At 68.5% G+C, this 15,150-nt stretch carries 18 protein-coding genes; 12 read left to right on the top strand and 6 right to left on the bottom strand.

Annotation, left to right across the window (positions count from 1 at the left end; translation table 11 throughout):
* Positions 1–2: 2 nt before the first annotated feature.
* The 7 genes from ETR14_RS02780 to ETR14_RS02755 are packed head-to-tail and all read left to right on the top strand — an operon-like array spanning position 3 to position 4,552.
* A complete protein-coding gene (locus ETR14_RS02780) occupies positions 3–419 on the top strand; it encodes a hypothetical protein (RefSeq protein ID WP_129383257.1) in 417 nt (138 codons plus the stop codon).
* A complete protein-coding gene (gene sctJ / locus ETR14_RS02775; protein WP_129383256.1) occupies positions 416–1,180 on the top strand; it encodes a type III secretion system inner membrane ring lipoprotein SctJ in 765 nt (254 codons plus the stop codon). Before ETR14_RS02780 ends, sctJ begins: the two co-directional genes overlap by 4 nt.
* The gene (locus tag ETR14_RS28100) at positions 1,177–1,650 is read left to right on the top strand and encodes a hypothetical protein (protein ID WP_165356285.1); all 474 of its coding nucleotides are present in this window, start codon (positions 1,177–1,179) and stop codon (positions 1,648–1,650) included. Before sctJ ends, ETR14_RS28100 begins: the two co-directional genes overlap by 4 nt.
* The gene (locus tag ETR14_RS28095; RefSeq protein ID WP_165356284.1) at positions 1,647–2,237 is read left to right on the top strand and encodes a FliH/SctL family protein; all 591 of its coding nucleotides are present in this window, start codon (positions 1,647–1,649) and stop codon (positions 2,235–2,237) included. The genes ETR14_RS28100 and ETR14_RS28095 overlap by 4 nt, the downstream gene beginning before the upstream one ends.
* Positions 2,234–3,562 carry a FliI/YscN family ATPase gene (locus ETR14_RS02765; RefSeq protein ID WP_243455734.1) on the top strand — a complete coding sequence of 443 codons (1,329 nt, stop codon included), beginning with the start codon at positions 2,234–2,236 and terminating at the stop codon, positions 3,560–3,562. Before ETR14_RS28095 ends, ETR14_RS02765 begins: the two co-directional genes overlap by 4 nt.
* Entirely contained in the window at positions 3,552–4,001 is a 450-nt protein-coding gene (locus ETR14_RS02760) for a hypothetical protein (RefSeq protein WP_129383254.1), read from the top strand. Before ETR14_RS02765 ends, ETR14_RS02760 begins: the two co-directional genes overlap by 11 nt.
* A complete protein-coding gene (locus tag ETR14_RS02755; RefSeq protein ID WP_129383253.1) occupies positions 3,998–4,552 on the top strand; it encodes a hypothetical protein in 555 nt (184 codons plus the stop codon). Before ETR14_RS02760 ends, ETR14_RS02755 begins: the two co-directional genes overlap by 4 nt.
* Here ETR14_RS02755 and ETR14_RS02750 read toward each other — a convergent pair.
* Together ETR14_RS02750 and ETR14_RS02745 are read right to left on the bottom strand one after the other, a co-directional pair.
* Positions 4,516–5,418: a DUF1521 domain-containing protein gene (locus ETR14_RS02750; RefSeq protein WP_129383252.1), complete on the bottom strand. Its 903-nt coding sequence runs from the start codon at positions 5,416–5,418 to the stop codon at positions 4,516–4,518. The genes ETR14_RS02755 and ETR14_RS02750 overlap by 37 nt on opposite strands.
* The gene (locus ETR14_RS02745) at positions 5,400–5,882 is read right to left on the bottom strand and encodes a hypothetical protein (protein ID WP_129383251.1); all 483 of its coding nucleotides are present in this window, start codon (positions 5,880–5,882) and stop codon (positions 5,400–5,402) included. Before ETR14_RS02745 ends, ETR14_RS02750 begins: the two co-directional genes overlap by 19 nt.
* Before the next feature lie 121 nt (positions 5,883–6,003).
* Here ETR14_RS02745 and ETR14_RS02740 point away from each other — a divergent pair, with 121 nt between their 5' ends.
* Positions 6,004–6,390 carry a hypothetical protein gene (locus ETR14_RS02740; RefSeq protein ID WP_129383250.1) on the top strand — a complete coding sequence of 129 codons (387 nt, stop codon included), beginning with the start codon at positions 6,004–6,006 and terminating at the stop codon, positions 6,388–6,390.
* A 28-nt stretch (positions 6,391–6,418) separates the two neighbouring features.
* On the opposite strand, the gene ETR14_RS02735 is transcribed toward ETR14_RS02740, so the two are convergent.
* Positions 6,419–6,748, bottom strand: a complete 330-nt coding sequence (locus tag ETR14_RS02735) for a hypothetical protein (RefSeq protein ID WP_129383249.1) — start codon at positions 6,746–6,748, stop codon at positions 6,419–6,421.
* Complete coding sequence (locus ETR14_RS02730; RefSeq protein ID WP_165356283.1) at positions 6,745–8,091, bottom strand: phage tail tip lysozyme; 1,347 nt, start codon at positions 8,089–8,091, stop codon at positions 6,745–6,747. The genes ETR14_RS02735 and ETR14_RS02730 overlap by 4 nt, the downstream gene beginning before the upstream one ends.
* Positions 8,092–8,284: 193 nt before the next feature.
* On the opposite strand from ETR14_RS02730, the gene ETR14_RS02725 reads away from it, so the two are divergent.
* From ETR14_RS02725 to ETR14_RS02715, 3 genes are all read left to right on the top strand, one after another.
* Positions 8,285–9,613: a Gfo/Idh/MocA family protein gene (locus tag ETR14_RS02725; protein ID WP_129383247.1), complete on the top strand. Its 1,329-nt coding sequence runs from the start codon at positions 8,285–8,287 to the stop codon at positions 9,611–9,613.
* Between the two features lie 369 nt (positions 9,614–9,982).
* Positions 9,983–11,473: an OprO/OprP family phosphate-selective porin gene (locus ETR14_RS02720; protein WP_129383246.1), complete on the top strand. Its 1,491-nt coding sequence runs from the start codon at positions 9,983–9,985 to the stop codon at positions 11,471–11,473.
* 167 nt (positions 11,474–11,640) lie between these two features.
* Complete coding sequence (locus ETR14_RS02715; RefSeq protein WP_165356282.1) at positions 11,641–12,138, top strand: GNAT family N-acetyltransferase; 498 nt, start codon at positions 11,641–11,643, stop codon at positions 12,136–12,138.
* A gap of 15 nt (positions 12,139–12,153) precedes the next feature.
* Here the strand turns inward: ETR14_RS02715 and ETR14_RS02710 are convergent, their stop codons facing one another.
* The gene (locus ETR14_RS02710; RefSeq protein ID WP_129383244.1) at positions 12,154–13,017 is read right to left on the bottom strand and encodes an ankyrin repeat domain-containing protein; all 864 of its coding nucleotides are present in this window, start codon (positions 13,015–13,017) and stop codon (positions 12,154–12,156) included.
* Positions 13,018–13,114: 97 nt separating this feature from the next.
* The gene (locus tag ETR14_RS02705) at positions 13,115–14,068 is read right to left on the bottom strand and encodes an Mbeg1-like protein (RefSeq protein WP_129383243.1); all 954 of its coding nucleotides are present in this window, start codon (positions 14,066–14,068) and stop codon (positions 13,115–13,117) included.
* Between the two features lie 189 nt (positions 14,069–14,257).
* Between ETR14_RS02705 and ETR14_RS02700 the strand changes: the two genes are divergently transcribed.
* Positions 14,258–15,133: a DUF1521 domain-containing protein gene (locus ETR14_RS02700; RefSeq protein WP_165356281.1), complete on the top strand. Its 876-nt coding sequence runs from the start codon at positions 14,258–14,260 to the stop codon at positions 15,131–15,133.
* Positions 15,134–15,150 lie beyond the last annotated feature (17 nt).

Genomic DNA, 15,150 nt, shown 5'->3' with positions numbered 1-15,150 from the left:
TCATGAGCATCGAAGCGATCGGCGCCGCGCTCGGGCCGGCCGGCGCCACAGGCTCGGCCGGGGCCGGCAGTCGCGCCATGGATCTGCTGCCGCCGGGCGGCGGCGGCACCAGCCCCCAGCTCGAAGGCCGCTTCCAGGCGGCGGTGGACCGCGCCGGCGGTCTCGACGGCGTGGTCCCCGCCGGTCCGCTGCCGCCGGCGATCAAGAACATGTTCGGTGCCCTCGATCAGGTGAACATGCAGGCGCAGTCGGTGTCGCGCTATGCGGAAGCGGCCGAAGCCAGCGGCGGCCAGCTGACTCCGGGTGAGATCGTTCAGCTGACGATGAAATGCTCGGAATTCATGTTCCAGGCCCAGCTCACCTCCAACATCGCCAACCGCAGCTCGGACGGCGTCCAGCAATTGTTCAAGCAGCAATGACGGCGGCGGCCTCCTTTCGTCGCCGGCCGGGGCGGGCCGCTCTGCCCCTGCTGTTGCTCGCCGCCGTCACTCTCTCCGGCTGCGGCCGGCAGGAGGTCTATGGCAAGCTGACGGAGAATGCCGCCAACGAGATGGTTGCGGTGCTCAGCCAGGCCGGGATCGAAGCCGGCAAGGCCAAGGGCGAGAAAGAGGAATGGAGCGTCACCGTCAGCCAGGGCGATTTCGCCAAGGCGGTGGAGACGCTTCGCGCCCAAGGCCTGCCGCACGAGAATTTCGACGATCTGGGTACGGTGTTCAAGAAGGAGGGCTTTACCTCGACCCCGCTCGAGGAGCGGGCGCGGCTGATCTACGGCCTGTCGCAGGAGCTGAGCCGGACGATCAGCGACATCGACGGAGTGGTCCAGGCGCGGGTCCACCTCACCATGCCGGAGGCGGATCCGTTGTCCCGGGAAGCCAAGCCGTCGGCGGCCTCGGTGTTCGTCAAATATCGCACCGGCTTCGACCTGCGCAGCCAGACCGGCGCGATCAAGGCGCTGGTCACCAACGCGATCGACGGGCTTACCTACGACCGGGTTTCGGTGGTGATGGTTCCGGCGCAGGCGTTGCCGATGCTGCCGCAGAATGACGACAGCGTCTCGATCTCGACCCTGGTCCGTGGGCTGGTGGTTGTCGTCGCGGCATCCGTGCTTGCCTTTGCCGGCCTTGCCTTGTTGCGGATGCGGCGCCGCCGGCCCGGCCTGCCGGACGTGGTGCGGCCGTGAACGCAGAGGCGCGGCACCGCCGCTATGCGCTGCTCGCCGAGGCCGCACCGGATGGGCGCGGTGCCCGCTTCGCGCGGCGCCGCGCCAACCAGCCGGGCCCGCTTTATTCGGACCTCGCGAAGATGCCGGATTGGCTGGCGGCGGGAGAGGCGGACCGACATCGCCTCGCCGCACTGGCCGGTCTGCTTCACTACCGCCGCGCGATCGATGCCGAGCTTTCCGGCCCCAAGCTTGCGACGATCGCAGCGGCGCTCGGCGAGGATCTGCTCGACGCGGCCTGCGACGCCGATCTCGACCAGGACGGCCCAACCACTCTGCCGCCCCCCGAGCGGATCCTGGCCGAGGGGCGGGACTTGCTCGAGGCCGCGTTGCCCGTCTCGCTCGCCGTCACTTTTCCCGGCGCGCGCGACGACGCGCGGGCGCGCAGCCTGGTGATGCAGGCCCATGTTCTCGAAAGGGCCATGGCGTGACCTTTCACCTGTTCCATGCCGACAAGAACAGTCTGCTCGCGAGCGACCGGGCGGTGATCAAGCGATCGGACCGCAAGGATTTCACCGACGCGGCGGCCCTGCTCCAGGCGGCGAGCGCCATCCGTGACGAGGCCGTCGCCGCGACCGAAGCGGCGCGGCGCGAAGGCCACGCCCAGGGGCTCGCCGAAGCGCGCGACACGATCGAGGCGCAGTTGGCCGAGCAGATTGCCGGCTTCGCAGCCGCGCTCGATGGGCACGAGCAAGCCCGGCGGAGCGACATCGCCGAAGCCGCTTATGCCGCGGTGCGCGCGATCGTCGGCGAGATCGCCGACGAAGAGCTCGTGCCGCGGATGGTGGAGCGAACGCTCGCCCGGCTGCCGGCAGAAGGACCGGTTGCCCTGTTCGTCGCGGAAGCCCTGGCCACCAAGGTCTCGGAGCGGCTCGGCACGGCCAGCCACGTCGTCGTCAGTGCCGAGCCGGGGCTCGGTCCGACCGACTGCGTCGTTCGGACCAGCGCCGGGCAGGTGATTGCGAGCCTCTCCGTGCAGCTCGATTCGCTCGCCAAACGCTGGGGCGTCGCCGCGTGACCGGCCGCGCCGATACGCTCGCCCTCGTCCGCGCCCTCGATGCGGCGCCGATGTTCGAACAGCATGGCCGAATCGTCGGCGCGATCGGCACCACCTTGCGAGTGACCGGGGTACGCGCGCGGATCGGCGAAAGCTGCGAGATCGTCGACGCGGAAACCGGCTTCTCGCTGTGGGCGGAGGTCGTCGGTCTTGCCGATGGGGGCGCCATCCTTACCCCGCTCGGCGACCTTCGCGGCCTGTCACTCGACAGCGACGTGATCCTGCGCAGCGGCGACGATCGCACGCCATACGGCCCCGACATGTTCGGGCGCGTGCTCGACGCCCGGCTGCAGCCGCTCGACGGCCTGGGCCCGGTTCGGCGCGGCGACGACCGGCCGATCCACGGCAGCTCGCCCAATCCGATGGGCCGCAGGCCGATCGACCGGGCGATGGAGACCGGGATCCGCGCGATCGACGGTTTGCTCACCGTCGGCGTCGGCCAGAGAGTCGGCATCTTCGCGAGCGCGGGCGTCGGCAAATCGACCCTGCTCGCCAATCTCGCCCGCCAGGCGCAATGCGACGCGATCGTGATCGCGATGATCGGCGAGCGTGGCCGCGAGGTGCGCGAGTTCGTCGAGGAAACGCTGGGCGAGGACGGGCTCGCCCGATCGGTGGTGATCGTCGCCACCTCCGACCGGCCGGCGATGGAACGCGTTCGCGCAGCCCATGTCGCGACTGCGATCGCGGAAGGGCTGCGCGACGAGGGCAAGCACGTGCTGCTGCTGATGGACAGCGTCACGCGCTTCGCCAGGGCGCTCCGCGAGATCGGCCTCGCGGCGGGCGAGCCGGCGGTGCGCCGCGGCTTCCCGCCCTCCGTCTTCGCCGAGCTGCCGCGTCTGTTCGAGCGCAGCGGCGCTTCGGCCGCGGGCGTCATCACGGCGCTCTACACCGTCTTGCTCGAGGACGAGGAGGGCGATCCGATCGGCGAAGAGGTGCGTTCGCTGCTCGATGGCCACATCGTGCTGTCGCGCAAGCTCGCCGCGCGCGGCCACTTCCCGGCGATCGACGTGCTCGGTAGCCAGTCGCGCCTGTTCACCAAGCTCGCCGGCGCGGGCCAGCAACGCGCCGCCGCCGGCTTGCGCGCGATGCTCGCGAAGCTCGACGAGATCGAGCTGCTGGTGCAGATCGGCGAGTATCAGCCGGGCCGCGACCAGCTTGCCGACCGCGCCCTTGCCGAGCGCGGCGCGATCGCCGCCTTCCTTCGCCAGACCCGGGACGATCGCGCTTCGCTCACCGAATGCGTCGCGCGGCTCCGCACTTTCGAGGAGATGGATCATGGCCGCTGACCAGCGCGGGCCGATGCTCGCTAGGATCGCGGAGGTGCGGGCGCAAAGGCTGACCCGCGCCGCCGCAGAGGCGCACGCCGCCCGCAATGCCGCCGAGGCCGCGGCCGAGCGCGCCCGCCTGGAGCGGGAAACGGCGGCGGCGACTCGGCGCGAAGCCCGTGCGCTGTTCGTCGGAACGCCCGCTTGCGCGCAGGCGCGGCTTTGGCTCGACCGCACCATTGCGGGCGAGACCAGCGCCATTGCCGAGCTTTCGGAGCGATCGGGCCGACTCGATCTCGCCCGAGATTCGCACGATCAAGCGGTCGGCGCCCTTGCCCGCCACCAGATCCGCAGCGACGCGGTCGCGGGCCACCATCTGGCGGCCGTACGTGCCGAGCGGCGGCGGAGCGAGGATCGGGCGGAGACGGATGCGCCCGCCGTCCGGGTGCGCGCCTCGTGAACGGCGGCGCACAAATCAAGTCGGCCAAGGCGCCGGCGCTGGCGCCGAGCCGCCCGGCTGCGCCCGGCAGCCAGACTCCGGAACCGCTGCCCAGCCATCGCCGCGCCTTTGCGGAGGCGCTGACCCGGCACGGCGGCAAGATGCGCGACCAAGCGCTGGACATGATCGGGGATGCCGGCGCGGTTGCGAGCCCGCGTCCGTTCGCCGCCATCGCTTCGGCAGATGCGCCGATCGCCGCCGGCGACGTCGATCCGGCGCTGCATGCGCAATTCGAGCGGATCGCGGCGGCCATCGCCGAAGTCGCCAAGTCAGGGGTCGAGCCCGAAGTCCACCTGTCGCTGCCGCTCGGCGCCTACCGAGTCGAAGGCGCGGTGCTCGGCCGCGATCTTGCCGGCCAGATCAATGTCGCGTTGATTCCGGGAAGCGTGGTGCCGCCGGCGGTGGCGGCGCAGTGGAGCGAGCAATTGAGCGAGCGCCTGGTGCGGCGCCAGTTGCGGATCGGCCGGATCAGCGTTCAGCCGTCGAATCGTCGGGCATTCTCGCCGGCATAGAGGGCCATCGATCGGTAGACGTCGATCGCCTGGGGACGGCGCTCGGTCTCGCTCGGCTGGTTGCGTCCGATCGTCAGCATCAGCGAATCGATCTGGTTGTAAGCGACGAAGCTCGAGATTGCCTCACAGATCTCGCCGAGGCTCAACGTATCCTGGTCGGGCCCGTAGAGGCCGCCGACCGCCGTCTGATCGAGCACGCTCTGATCGACGGCATTGCCATATTCGTCGCTCCACGTGCCGGTCAGGTCACTGACGATGGTGAGCCCATCGCGGGTCGCAGCATCGATCGCTTCGCCATCGAAGCTCTGGACGACGGCGAGATCGCCGAGCGTCGTCTCGGCGATGCCGGTGATCACCATCGCCCGGTCGTCGCGCGTGACGGTGAGGCGATCGAGCCGGAAGAGATCGGCGACCAGCGCATCGACCGCAGTCTCCATCGTGATCTTGGTGCCGTTGCCGAGCTCGACGCTGGTGGTGCCCCAGAAGCGGGCGGCATCGGCGCCGTCGAGAGCGATCTCGGCCGCGCCCCAGACCAGAATCGACTCGCCGGTGAGCGCATTGGCGACGAACACCGCCGATTGCAGCTCGTCGATGGACAGGGAATAGCCGTCGGCGAGATCGAACACGACGTTGCCGATCGACACCGCCTTGACCTCGAAAGCCGGAGGGCCGGAAATGGCCGGGAGATCGTCCGAGGGGGCGATGTACACGGCGACGTTCACCGACGACGGCAGCGCTGCATCGCTATCGGCGGGCGCCGCCATCGGATCGAGCAGCACCACCGCGGCGATGAACTGACCATCGTCGCCTTGGCCATCGAGGCCGAGGGTGGCGGCGCTCGGCGGCGCTACAGCTCCGGTTTCCATGGCGCATCTTCGCGGAGCCGGAACACGCCGGCCTCGACTGCCGCCACCGCATAGTCGGCGTCCGTGCAGCCAGCCCGTCCGTCCGGGTCGGTGAGATTGAAGTGGAGGTCGGCAAGGGCGCCGAGCACGCTGCTATGCGGTCGCGCCGTCAGCAGCGAGGCGACCTCTCCGGCAAATTCGTGCAGCGCGCGCGACAGGCGGCCGGCATCGGTCGGGCTGGCACGGAGCACGTTGGCGAGTTCGCCGGCGAGGGCGTCGACGCCGTAATAATCACCTGCCTTGCTGCCGGCGGGAGCGCCGCCGCCGCCGCCGGAAAGGCCCAGTTCGCGGGCGATCGTCGCCGCGATGCGGCTCGACAGGGTCGACATTGCTGCCGCCGCCTGCGCACCGGGGCCGTTGCGGACGCCGCCGGCGCCGCCGAGGGAGGTGGCCTGTACGCCGCCGCTGCCGATCGACTGGATCATCTCATTTCTCGTCCGAAGCCTGGAACATGTTGCCGTGAATAGACGAATATTCGCGGCGGCGCGCTCAACGAATCGCTTAGGCAATGTTACGCACCGCAGGGGCCCATCGGGAGTGACTTGGATGATCGTAACCCTCGCCGCCGGCCTTGCCGCCACCGCCGCGCAAATTCCCGCTGCCGAGCGCAGCGTGCTAATGGATGTCGCCCGCCAGCCGGTGCTGAAACGCCTCGGCAAGCCGGTGGAATTCGTGGTTCGAAGGCTCGAGCGACAGGGCGATTGGGCGTTCCTGATCGCGGCCATGCAGGACAAATCGGGACGCCCGATCAGCTATGCCGGCACGCCGCTCGCCTCTGCCGAGGCGGAGGGCATTGTCTCGAAGGATTATGTCGCCTTGCTCCGGCTGAGCGGAGGGCAGTGGCGGGTAATCGATGCCGCGGTCGGCCCGACCGACGTTGCCTGGGCGGATTGGGCCGAAAAGCACCGGGCACCGAAGGCTTTGTTCCCCTGAGCGGCTTTTCCGCAAACGGCGGACGCGATCAGTAGCTGCCGTGTTCGTTGCCGGCCGTCCAATATTGGAAGGTGCGGCGAAGATCGCGTGTCGAGAAGACGACGTTGCCGCGATTGCGCTCATAAGCCATTGCCGGGGCGCCATCGAGCGTTCCGGACCACCAGCCCGATTGCCGTCTGCCGACGAAGACGGCGCGCTTGCCGCTCTTGCCGCGCGCCTGCATCCGCATGGTGCCACCGGCCACGCTGAAGCCGACCTGGCAGGCTTCGGGGGGCGCCGTGCCGAAAACGCAGGTTGCCGGTTCCGCGGGGACGGCGGCCGCGACCGCCAGAGCCGCCGCGAACAGCGCCAGGCTCATCTCTGCATGATCGAAGCGGCCACCCGTGCGCGCTGCGCGGAATCGCCGACGATGTCGGCCGGGCGCTCATAATAGCGGCAGACGATCGCTGCGGCGTCGCCGGCGCTCGAGGCGCCGCGCAGGCGCTGGCCGGCACTGCTCTCAGACGTCGACAGCTCGTGCTGGACGAAGCGCAGCTGCTCGGTAAAGGTCGAGCTGCGGATGTCATGGCCCGCCCAGGCTGCGAATGCCGCCTGCCGTGGCCCTTCCCATTGTGCGAGCCCGTAGCCGGGGCCGCCGCCCTGCTGGCGAATGTTGGCGTTCATGCCGCTTTCCCCATCGAGATTGGCGACGATGCCGGCGGCCTGCGCCCGCGTCCAGCCCTGGCTCTGGAAGAAGGCCATCGCCTGATCGATGCGGCCCTCGCGGGTTGCGGCGGCGGTTCCGACCTGGCCGGTACGCGCCGTGTCGTCCGCCGCCGCCCGCGTCGCGCCTTGACCCTGTACACTGGCGGGCGCGCGCAGAATCTTGCCGCCATTGGAAAGCGCCCACGAGAGATTGCCGTAGGTGACTTTCTGGCTGCCGTCCGGATTGCGGTTGTTGGAGCCGATCGTCTGGCCGTTGCCGGCGTAGAGGACGGTGTGCGAGACTCCGCCGCCCTGGATGATGACGACGTCGCCGGGCTTGGCCTCGGACGCGCTGACTTCGGTCCAGCCGCGCGCGCGCAGAGTGGAATTGAGCTGCGCGACCGAATCGGTGTGGAGATTGCCGGGCAGCTGGCCGGCCTCGGTCAGCACGGCGGAGACGAAATTGGCGCAGCAGACGTTCGCCGGCACGTTGGCGTTCATCGGCAGATTGTCGCTGCGGTCCGCACGCAGTTCCGATGCGTTGCGGCCGAGATATTGCTTGGCGATGTCGGCCGGATTGCGGCCGTTGCCCGTGCCTCCCGAGCTTTCGGTGCCGCCGACACTGCCGGTGCCGCCGGCCTGGCCGCCGCGCCCGTCGAGCCGGATCGTCTGGTTGGGGAAGATGAGGTTGGGGTTGGCGAGGCCGTTGTCGAGCGCGAGATCGCGCCAGTCCAGGCCGAATTTGGCGGCGATGCCCGACAAGGTATCGCCGGGCTGCACCGTGTAGCTTCCGCCCGCCGCCGCCGCCGAACCGCCCGACGGGATCGTCACGTGCTGATTGGCGAAGATCAGGTTGGGGTTCGAGATCTGGGGATTGGCGGCCTTGAGCGCGGCGAGCGAGACGCCGTGGCGGGCGGCGATGCCGGAGAGCGTGTCGCCGGTCTGGACGGTGTAGCGCCCGGAAGCGCCGCTCCCGCCGGTGGACTGGGTGCGGGCTGCGGTAATCGACTCGACCATCTTCGCCTCCGTAGAGTGTCGAAGCCTGGATCGCATTCGGTTCCGCCGCTGTCTCTCAACGATTCGTTTAGGCCGGCTCCAGATGGAGGGATGTCCATGCCGCTACCGCAACGTCGGCGAGCCATCTCTTTAGCCGTTTGCGACGACTTATGTTCGCGCTAACACCCACGCAACAACGATAAGGGAGACCAGGATGACCGCCAGCTTCGATCGCCGTGCCATGCTCGCCGGAGGCCTTGCCGCATCCGCCGCGACATTGATGCCGCTGAGCCAGGCATTCGCGCAGCGGCGGGGCCGGGTGTCCGCGAACGACAAGGTGCAGGTGGGCGTGATCGGCTGCAAGGGCATGGGCTGGGCGGACCTCACCGCGATGATCAAGGGCGCCGACGTGACGCCCGTCGCGCTGTGCGACGTCGACCTGGAAGTCCTCTCCGGCCGCGGCAGAGAGCTGCAACAGGCCTCCGGCCGCGCACCGCGGCTCTACGGCGATTATCGCCGGATGCTCGACGACCAGAATGTGGACGCCGTGATCATCGGCACCCCCGACCATTGGCATGCGCTGCAGCTGACCGACGCGATGTCGGCCGGCAAGGACGTCTATTGCGAGAAGCCGCTGGGCAACTCGATCGCCGAATGCCGCGCGATGGTCGCGGCCAAGCAGCGCCATGGCCGAGTCGTCCAGGTCGGCCAGTGGCAGCGCAGCAACCGGCATTGGGCCGACGCCATCGCCCACGTCCAATCCGGTGGCATCGGCAGGGTCCGGAAGGTCAAGGCCTGGGCCTATATGGGCTGGATGAAGAACATCGCGCCAAAGCCGGACCAGGCGCCGCCCGAAGGCGTCGACTACGATCGCTGGCTGGGGCCGGCGGCGCAGCGCGCTTTCAACCCCAATCGCTTCCATTTCAACTGGCGCTGGTATTGGGATTATGCGGGCGGCCTGATGACCGACTGGGGCGTGCACCTGATCGACATCGCCTTGCTCGGCATGAAGGCCCAGACGCCGAAATCGATCAGCTCGCTGGGCGGGGCCTACGCCTATCCGGATTCCGCCATGGAAACGCCCGACACCCAGACCGCGATCTACGATTTCGGCGACTTTTCGGTGGAATGGGAACATGCGGTCGGCATCAGCCGCGGCCCCTATGACGGCCATGACCATGGCGTCGCCTTCGTGGGCGAGACCGGCACCCTGATCGTCGACCGCAGCAAATGGTGGGTCACGCCGGAGACGAGCGACGGCAAGCCGATGACGCGGGAAGTTCCGGTCACCAAGGCCAGCGACAGCGGACTCGATCGGCACACGGCGGACTTCATCGCCTGCGTGAAGGATCGCGCCCGCACGCCCGCCTGCCCGATCGAATCGGCCGCCAATACGGCCATCGTCTGCCAGATGGGCAACGTCGCCTGGCGTACCGGCCGCAAGCTGCACTGGGACAATGCCGGTGGCCAGTTCAAGGGCGATGCCGAAGCCAACGCCCTGATCACGCCCCGTTACCGCGCGCCGTACCGCCTGCCGGCCTGAGCGTAGTGCTTCCATGATGGCGAGGAGAAGCTGACCCGAGGGTCGTGCTTCTCCCCGACCGATGTACATCGGCCCTGGAGCGTTGCCGAACGTCGCTCTTCTGCGCCTGGATGACAGGCCATCAGGCAGAGGCGGCCTACGTAATATTACCAGTCACTGCAGGGAAGCTGCGGCTGAAGCGTCTTAGTGAGCCTCGGCTATTCCCATGATCGCGCGACAATATCTGCGCGAATAGCGGCCGCTCGAATCGAAGCCGCGCGCATTTCCGGCTAAAACATCTGCGGTGCTTGGGACCGATCGAGGTTCGTACGGCCTATAACGTATTCGCCCACTCGGCAAACCAGATATCAGATCCAAACAGGACATCAAATGAAGAGCACACTTCTTTCAAGTGCGGCGCTGGCCGCGCTTGTCTTCGCCGCGCCGGCGTTCGCGCAGGGCAGTGCGACCGATCAGCAGGAACTCGTCTCGCTGCTGAAGGCCCAGGCGGCCGAGATTGCAGCGCTGCGCGCGCGCCTCGACAAGATCGAAGGCACCGCCGCCGCGTCTGCGGCGCGTGACGGCGCAACCCTGCCGGCGCAGCCGGTCGTCGTCGCCCAGCGCGTGGGCGTTGCCAACGAAGAAAATGCCCAGGAGTCCTTCGCGCCGCAGATCGTTCCGCCCGGCCCGGCCGACCAAGACGTCGCTCGAGCGCGTGCGGCCATGAATGCCAACGTCACCACGGAATGGCGCGGTGGCCTGCCGACCTTCCGTTCGCCCGACGGCAAGTTCATGTTCAAGATGCGCGGCCGCATCATCAATCACGTCAGCTCGACCTTCGGATCGGACTATGACGCCCGCAACATCACCACCACCGGCGCCCGCGCATTGCGCATCGGCATCGAAGGCGCGGTCGGCCCGCACTTCTTCTACCAGTTCGAGAACGATTTCGCCGACAACACGTCGGACGTCGGCACCATGTTCGTCGGCTGGCGCGACAGCACCGGCGGTATCTCCTACGACGTTCGCTTCGGCAACATGTTCAACGACCGCAGCTTCGAAGGCTCGAGCGGCTCCGATGCGCCGCCGTTCCTGGAACGCAACGTCGTCGCCACCTCGATCATTCCGCAGCGCGGCTTTTACGGCATGGCGCTGATGCCCCGCATCTTCTGGAAGACCGGCCACGCGTCGATTACCTTGAGCGGGGATGCCGTCGATGCGAGCCAGGCGGTGGGCGACAGCCGTACCGTACTCGCCCGCGCGCATTGGAATCCGCTCAAGACCGATGACTCCATCGTCCATCTCGGGCTGTGGGGCTTCGACGAGAAGCTCGCCAAGGGTCCGGGCACGCTGACCCGCAACACCGTGATCGGCGGTCGTTTCAACAGCACGCTGCGAGTCTCGACCGGCACGCTGGTCGGCGGCACCGGCACCACCGGCTATGGCGTCGAAGTCGGTGGCTATACCGGGCCGTTCTGGATGATGGGCGAGGCCGGCCGGCGCGAAGCGCGGCTCGATGCCGGACGGCCGGATTTTGAGAGCAAGGCGTGGAGCCTGTCCGGCGGCTGGTTCGTCACCGGCGACCTGCCTCCGTACAATCCGCGTCTCGGCACCTTCGCCCAGCCGCGGGTGCTGCGCCCTGTCTTCGACGGCGGCCCCGGCGCGATCGAGATCCTCGCCCGCTACGAGGATATCGATTATTCGGGACTGCCGACCCTTGGCGAAGGCAGTGCCGCCACGGCGGGGGTGAATTGGTATCTGGACAGCATCATGCGCCTCCAGTTCAACTTCATTCACTGGAACACCAACAACCGCGCCGGCGCCTATACCGGCAAGGACAGCGGCGAGACGGTCAGCGCCGGCTTCGGGGTGACCTTCTAAGCGCTCGCGACATGCCGTGGCTGCCGCCCGAGAGGGGGCAGCCACGGTCTATCCTCCGATTTGATGATGCGGCCGGCGAAAAGCCGGCCCATTGCGCACCCGCCGAACCTGGCTAACCTCAGGCCATGCGTCGCCCGATCCGGAGCGCTGCAGCCAGGGAGGAGGCCATGTCCGAGCATTCTTTTCGCCGACTGAGTCTCGCCGATGCGCCCGATCTGCTCGTCGTCATGCGGCGCGCCGAGGGCGGGCTCGGGCGTCTCCCCGGCGAAATGGACCTGCCCTGGATGGAGGAGGCGCTTGCGGGCGCGCTGGCCGGAGGCGTCGCGATCGGCGCCTGGGACGGACACCGCCTGATCGGCATGATCAAGGCCAGCCGGATGCCCTCCGTGCAGTTCCAACACGTACTCTGGGATCTGACGATCGCGGTCGATCCCGATGTCCAGGGCTGCGGCGTTGCGCGGGCGCTGTTCGCGCACCTGCTTGAGAGCGCCGCAACGCTGACGCCCAGGGTCGAGCGGATCGAGCTGGTCGTCAGGGAAGGGCTGACTCACGCGATCCGGCTCTACCAACGGGTGGGCTTCCGACAGGAGGGCAGGTTCGAGCGCCGGTTCCGGCTTGCCGACGGACGATTCGAAGCGGATCTGCCGATGGCGATGTTGCTGTAGCGGATGCGCCGCGGATCAGTTCGCGCGATCCTGCCGCATGCGCTCGAGTATCTGGGGTGCCACCGTCATCCCGGCTCTGGCCATTGCGGCCGTCGGCCAAGCGCCGGTCACGACCATCTGGCGCACGTGGGCGCGCTCCGGCGGCGGCCAGCCGATCGGGCTCTTGCGTGCCCGGTCGAGCAGGCGCGCGCGTGCCGCCTGCATCTCGGCGCTGGTGAAGATCACCGGTTCGGCGGCAAGCTCATGCGCGGCCATGCTGCCATCCTCGGCGACGCTCCAAAGCGTGCCGCCCTTTTCGACGAGCAGTTCGGCGATGTCCGCCTGTTCGGCGTCGAGGGCGAGGCGGACCCGGTCGATGCCGAGCGGATCGGCCCAGCGCGGATCGGCACCGTGGCGGAGCAGGGTCATGACCGCGCCGATATTGGAGAAGGTGATCGCCGCGCGCATCGGATCCTCGCCCTGAGGCAGATGCTGCGGATCCGGGGACGCGCCGGCCTGGAGCAGGCGCTCCGCAAGCTCCGGCCCATCGGCCAGGACGGCGAGAGACAGAGCGTTGCCGGGGAGGGTGCCGTCCGCCGGCATGCCAGCGCCGAGCAGCATCGCGATCCCATCGGCGTCGCAGCGGGAAACGGCGAGGGTCAGCAGGTCGCCATATTGGCCGGTGGGCGCTTGCGGCATGCGTGGGTCATGGGTGACGATCGTCCCGATCAGGCGCGGATCGCGACGCAGCATCGCCTGCGCATCCTCCACGCGGCCATCGAGCATAGCCTCGGCGAGGGCACGGCCCGAGGCGCCGTTGGACACGTTGCTCAGCACCAGGTTGCGATCGGGCAGGACGACCGACGGTCGCTTGGTAAAGCAGGAAGGTTCGGTGGCCATGCATCCCCCAGTTGGCGCAATCGCCAGCATGGCGGCAGCGGCGATACGCAGGCGGCGGTTCACCGCTTCAGCCTGTAGGCAGTCTCGAAAGGGTTCGTCAATTGGCGCCGAGGCTGCTCAGCACCCAGTTCATGCCGTGACGCGCGACGGGATTATCCTGATACCAATGCGTGCCCTCGGGCCGGACGGCGTCGAGCGGCATGCGGGTGCCATAGGCTTCGGGCGCGTCGGCGAAGATCGCGCCGAGCGGGCCGCCGAAGATCGCGCCGGCGACGCGGTCGCCGCCATCCTGGACGGCGGACAGAATTTCGCCGCGGACGTAGAAAGCGGCGATGTCCGGCGCAGCGCCGCCATTTGCGGAGCGGATCGTCTCCGCCTGGCGGATGGTGTTGTCGCTGAGTCCGGCGGCGTTGAAGGTGGCGGCGTCGCGGCCGCTGGCCAGCGCCGCCGCGGAGGCGAGGCCGCCGCCGAGCGAGTGGCCGGCGAGGGTGATGTCGGCGTCCGGATGGCGGCCGATCGCCTTGGCGATCATCAGCGCCTTGGCATATTGATCGGACGGAAGGCCGACCGCCTGCTGGGCGTTCGCCTTCCAGTCGCTGCCGTCGGTCGAACCGCGGAAGCTCACGACATATTGGGGACCGCCATCGCCCTCCTTGACGTAGACTCGGGCGCGGAAGGCGCTCTGCGGCGAGGAAAGGTCCTGCGTGCGCAGGCCGACGCGCGAAAGGTCGCTCTCGGTCGCCACGCGATAGCCCGGCGGCGGCGCCGGAATGTCGTTGTAGACGTCGTCGGCGAGCAGCGCGAGCTCGCGGGTCGTCGGCGCGGTCGCCGCGCCGGCGGCGGCGGGCGCGGCCGCTCTCTCGACCGGGGCGACCGTCGTCGGCTGCGGGGCGGCCTGGATCGGGGGTGCGGGCTGCTGCCAGGCGAGCGCCTCGCGGGCGGGGATATGCTGTGCCTGGAACTCGGCGCTCGCCGCTTCGCGTCCCCGTGCGGAGATCGCGCTTGCCGGATTGATGCTGTGGCTGCGATTGGCAAAGGCTTCGACGTTCATCCGGTCCTCGCGACTGGCCCCGCCGAAAACGACGCGCGGGTGCGAACCAGTCTGATGCCACGGACCGCCACGGCCGTCCCTAGACGATTCGTTTAGGCGATCTAAGCGATCCGATGAGTGTGGCCTGCCCGCATGCATGGCACTTCATCCTCCAGTTCACGCCATCTCGGCATCAGGAGGAGCGAAGCCATGACCAACATATCGGCCGGCGCGTCGGCGCAGTTCGCAGCGAGTGCAAACGTTCTCGCCAATGGCAGCGCGCTGATGATGGCGGCGGGCATTCTCGCCGGATCCTTCCGTCCCCTCAACGCAGGGCCGTTGGCGTTCGGGATGCTTCCGGCGGCGTTCGCGATCAAGCTGGGCACGCTGGCGCAAGGCGCGGCACCCACCCAGCTCCAGCAGCAGGCCGGCTTCACGGCAAAGATTTCGGGTCAGCATACCGCCAAGGTCGATCTCGGCGACGGCTACCGGCTCGAGATCGACGAGCGGAACAGCGAGATGACGATCGTCAACGCCGAGACCGGACAGAGCACCCGGATCTGGGGCGATCCGCATGTCGACGTCAACGGCAAGCATCAGTTCGACTTCTACGGCACGACCACCTTCGAGCTCGCCAACGGTACCAAGCTGACGATCAACACCGAGCAATGGGCGGGCAATCCCAACGCCTATGTCGCGAGCCAGGTGGTGGTGACCCGCGGCGACAATGCGGTGGTGATCGACGGAATCAGCCAGAACCAGCTCGGCGATCTTTCGGTGAGCGTGTCGACCAACGGCTATGCCCTCGACGCCGCCCATCGCGACGGCTTCACCGTCCATGAAAATGCCGGCGGCTGGCAGACCGAACTCGGCCAGAAGGTGACTCAGGCCGAAGCGGACATCACCCGTCCGGGCGCGCTCTACGGGCCCGGCAGCGGAGCGCTGAGCCTTGCCGAGGCGGGAACCGCGATCGGTGCCTTCCTCTTCCTGGGCAGCCTGTTCGGGGCTGGCCTCGATGCGTCCGCGCGCAGCCAGAATGGCGGCTTCGAATCCGCCAAGCTGCTGCGCCAGATCCTGCTGGCCTGAGCCTTCGAGCGAGGAGC

This window comes from Sphingosinicella sp. BN140058, assembly GCF_004135585.1.
GTDB lineage: Bacteria > Pseudomonadota > Alphaproteobacteria > Sphingomonadales > Sphingomonadaceae > Allosphingosinicella.
Note: the sequence above shows the minus strand (reverse complement) of the source record. Positions and strands in the feature narration are given on the sequence as shown.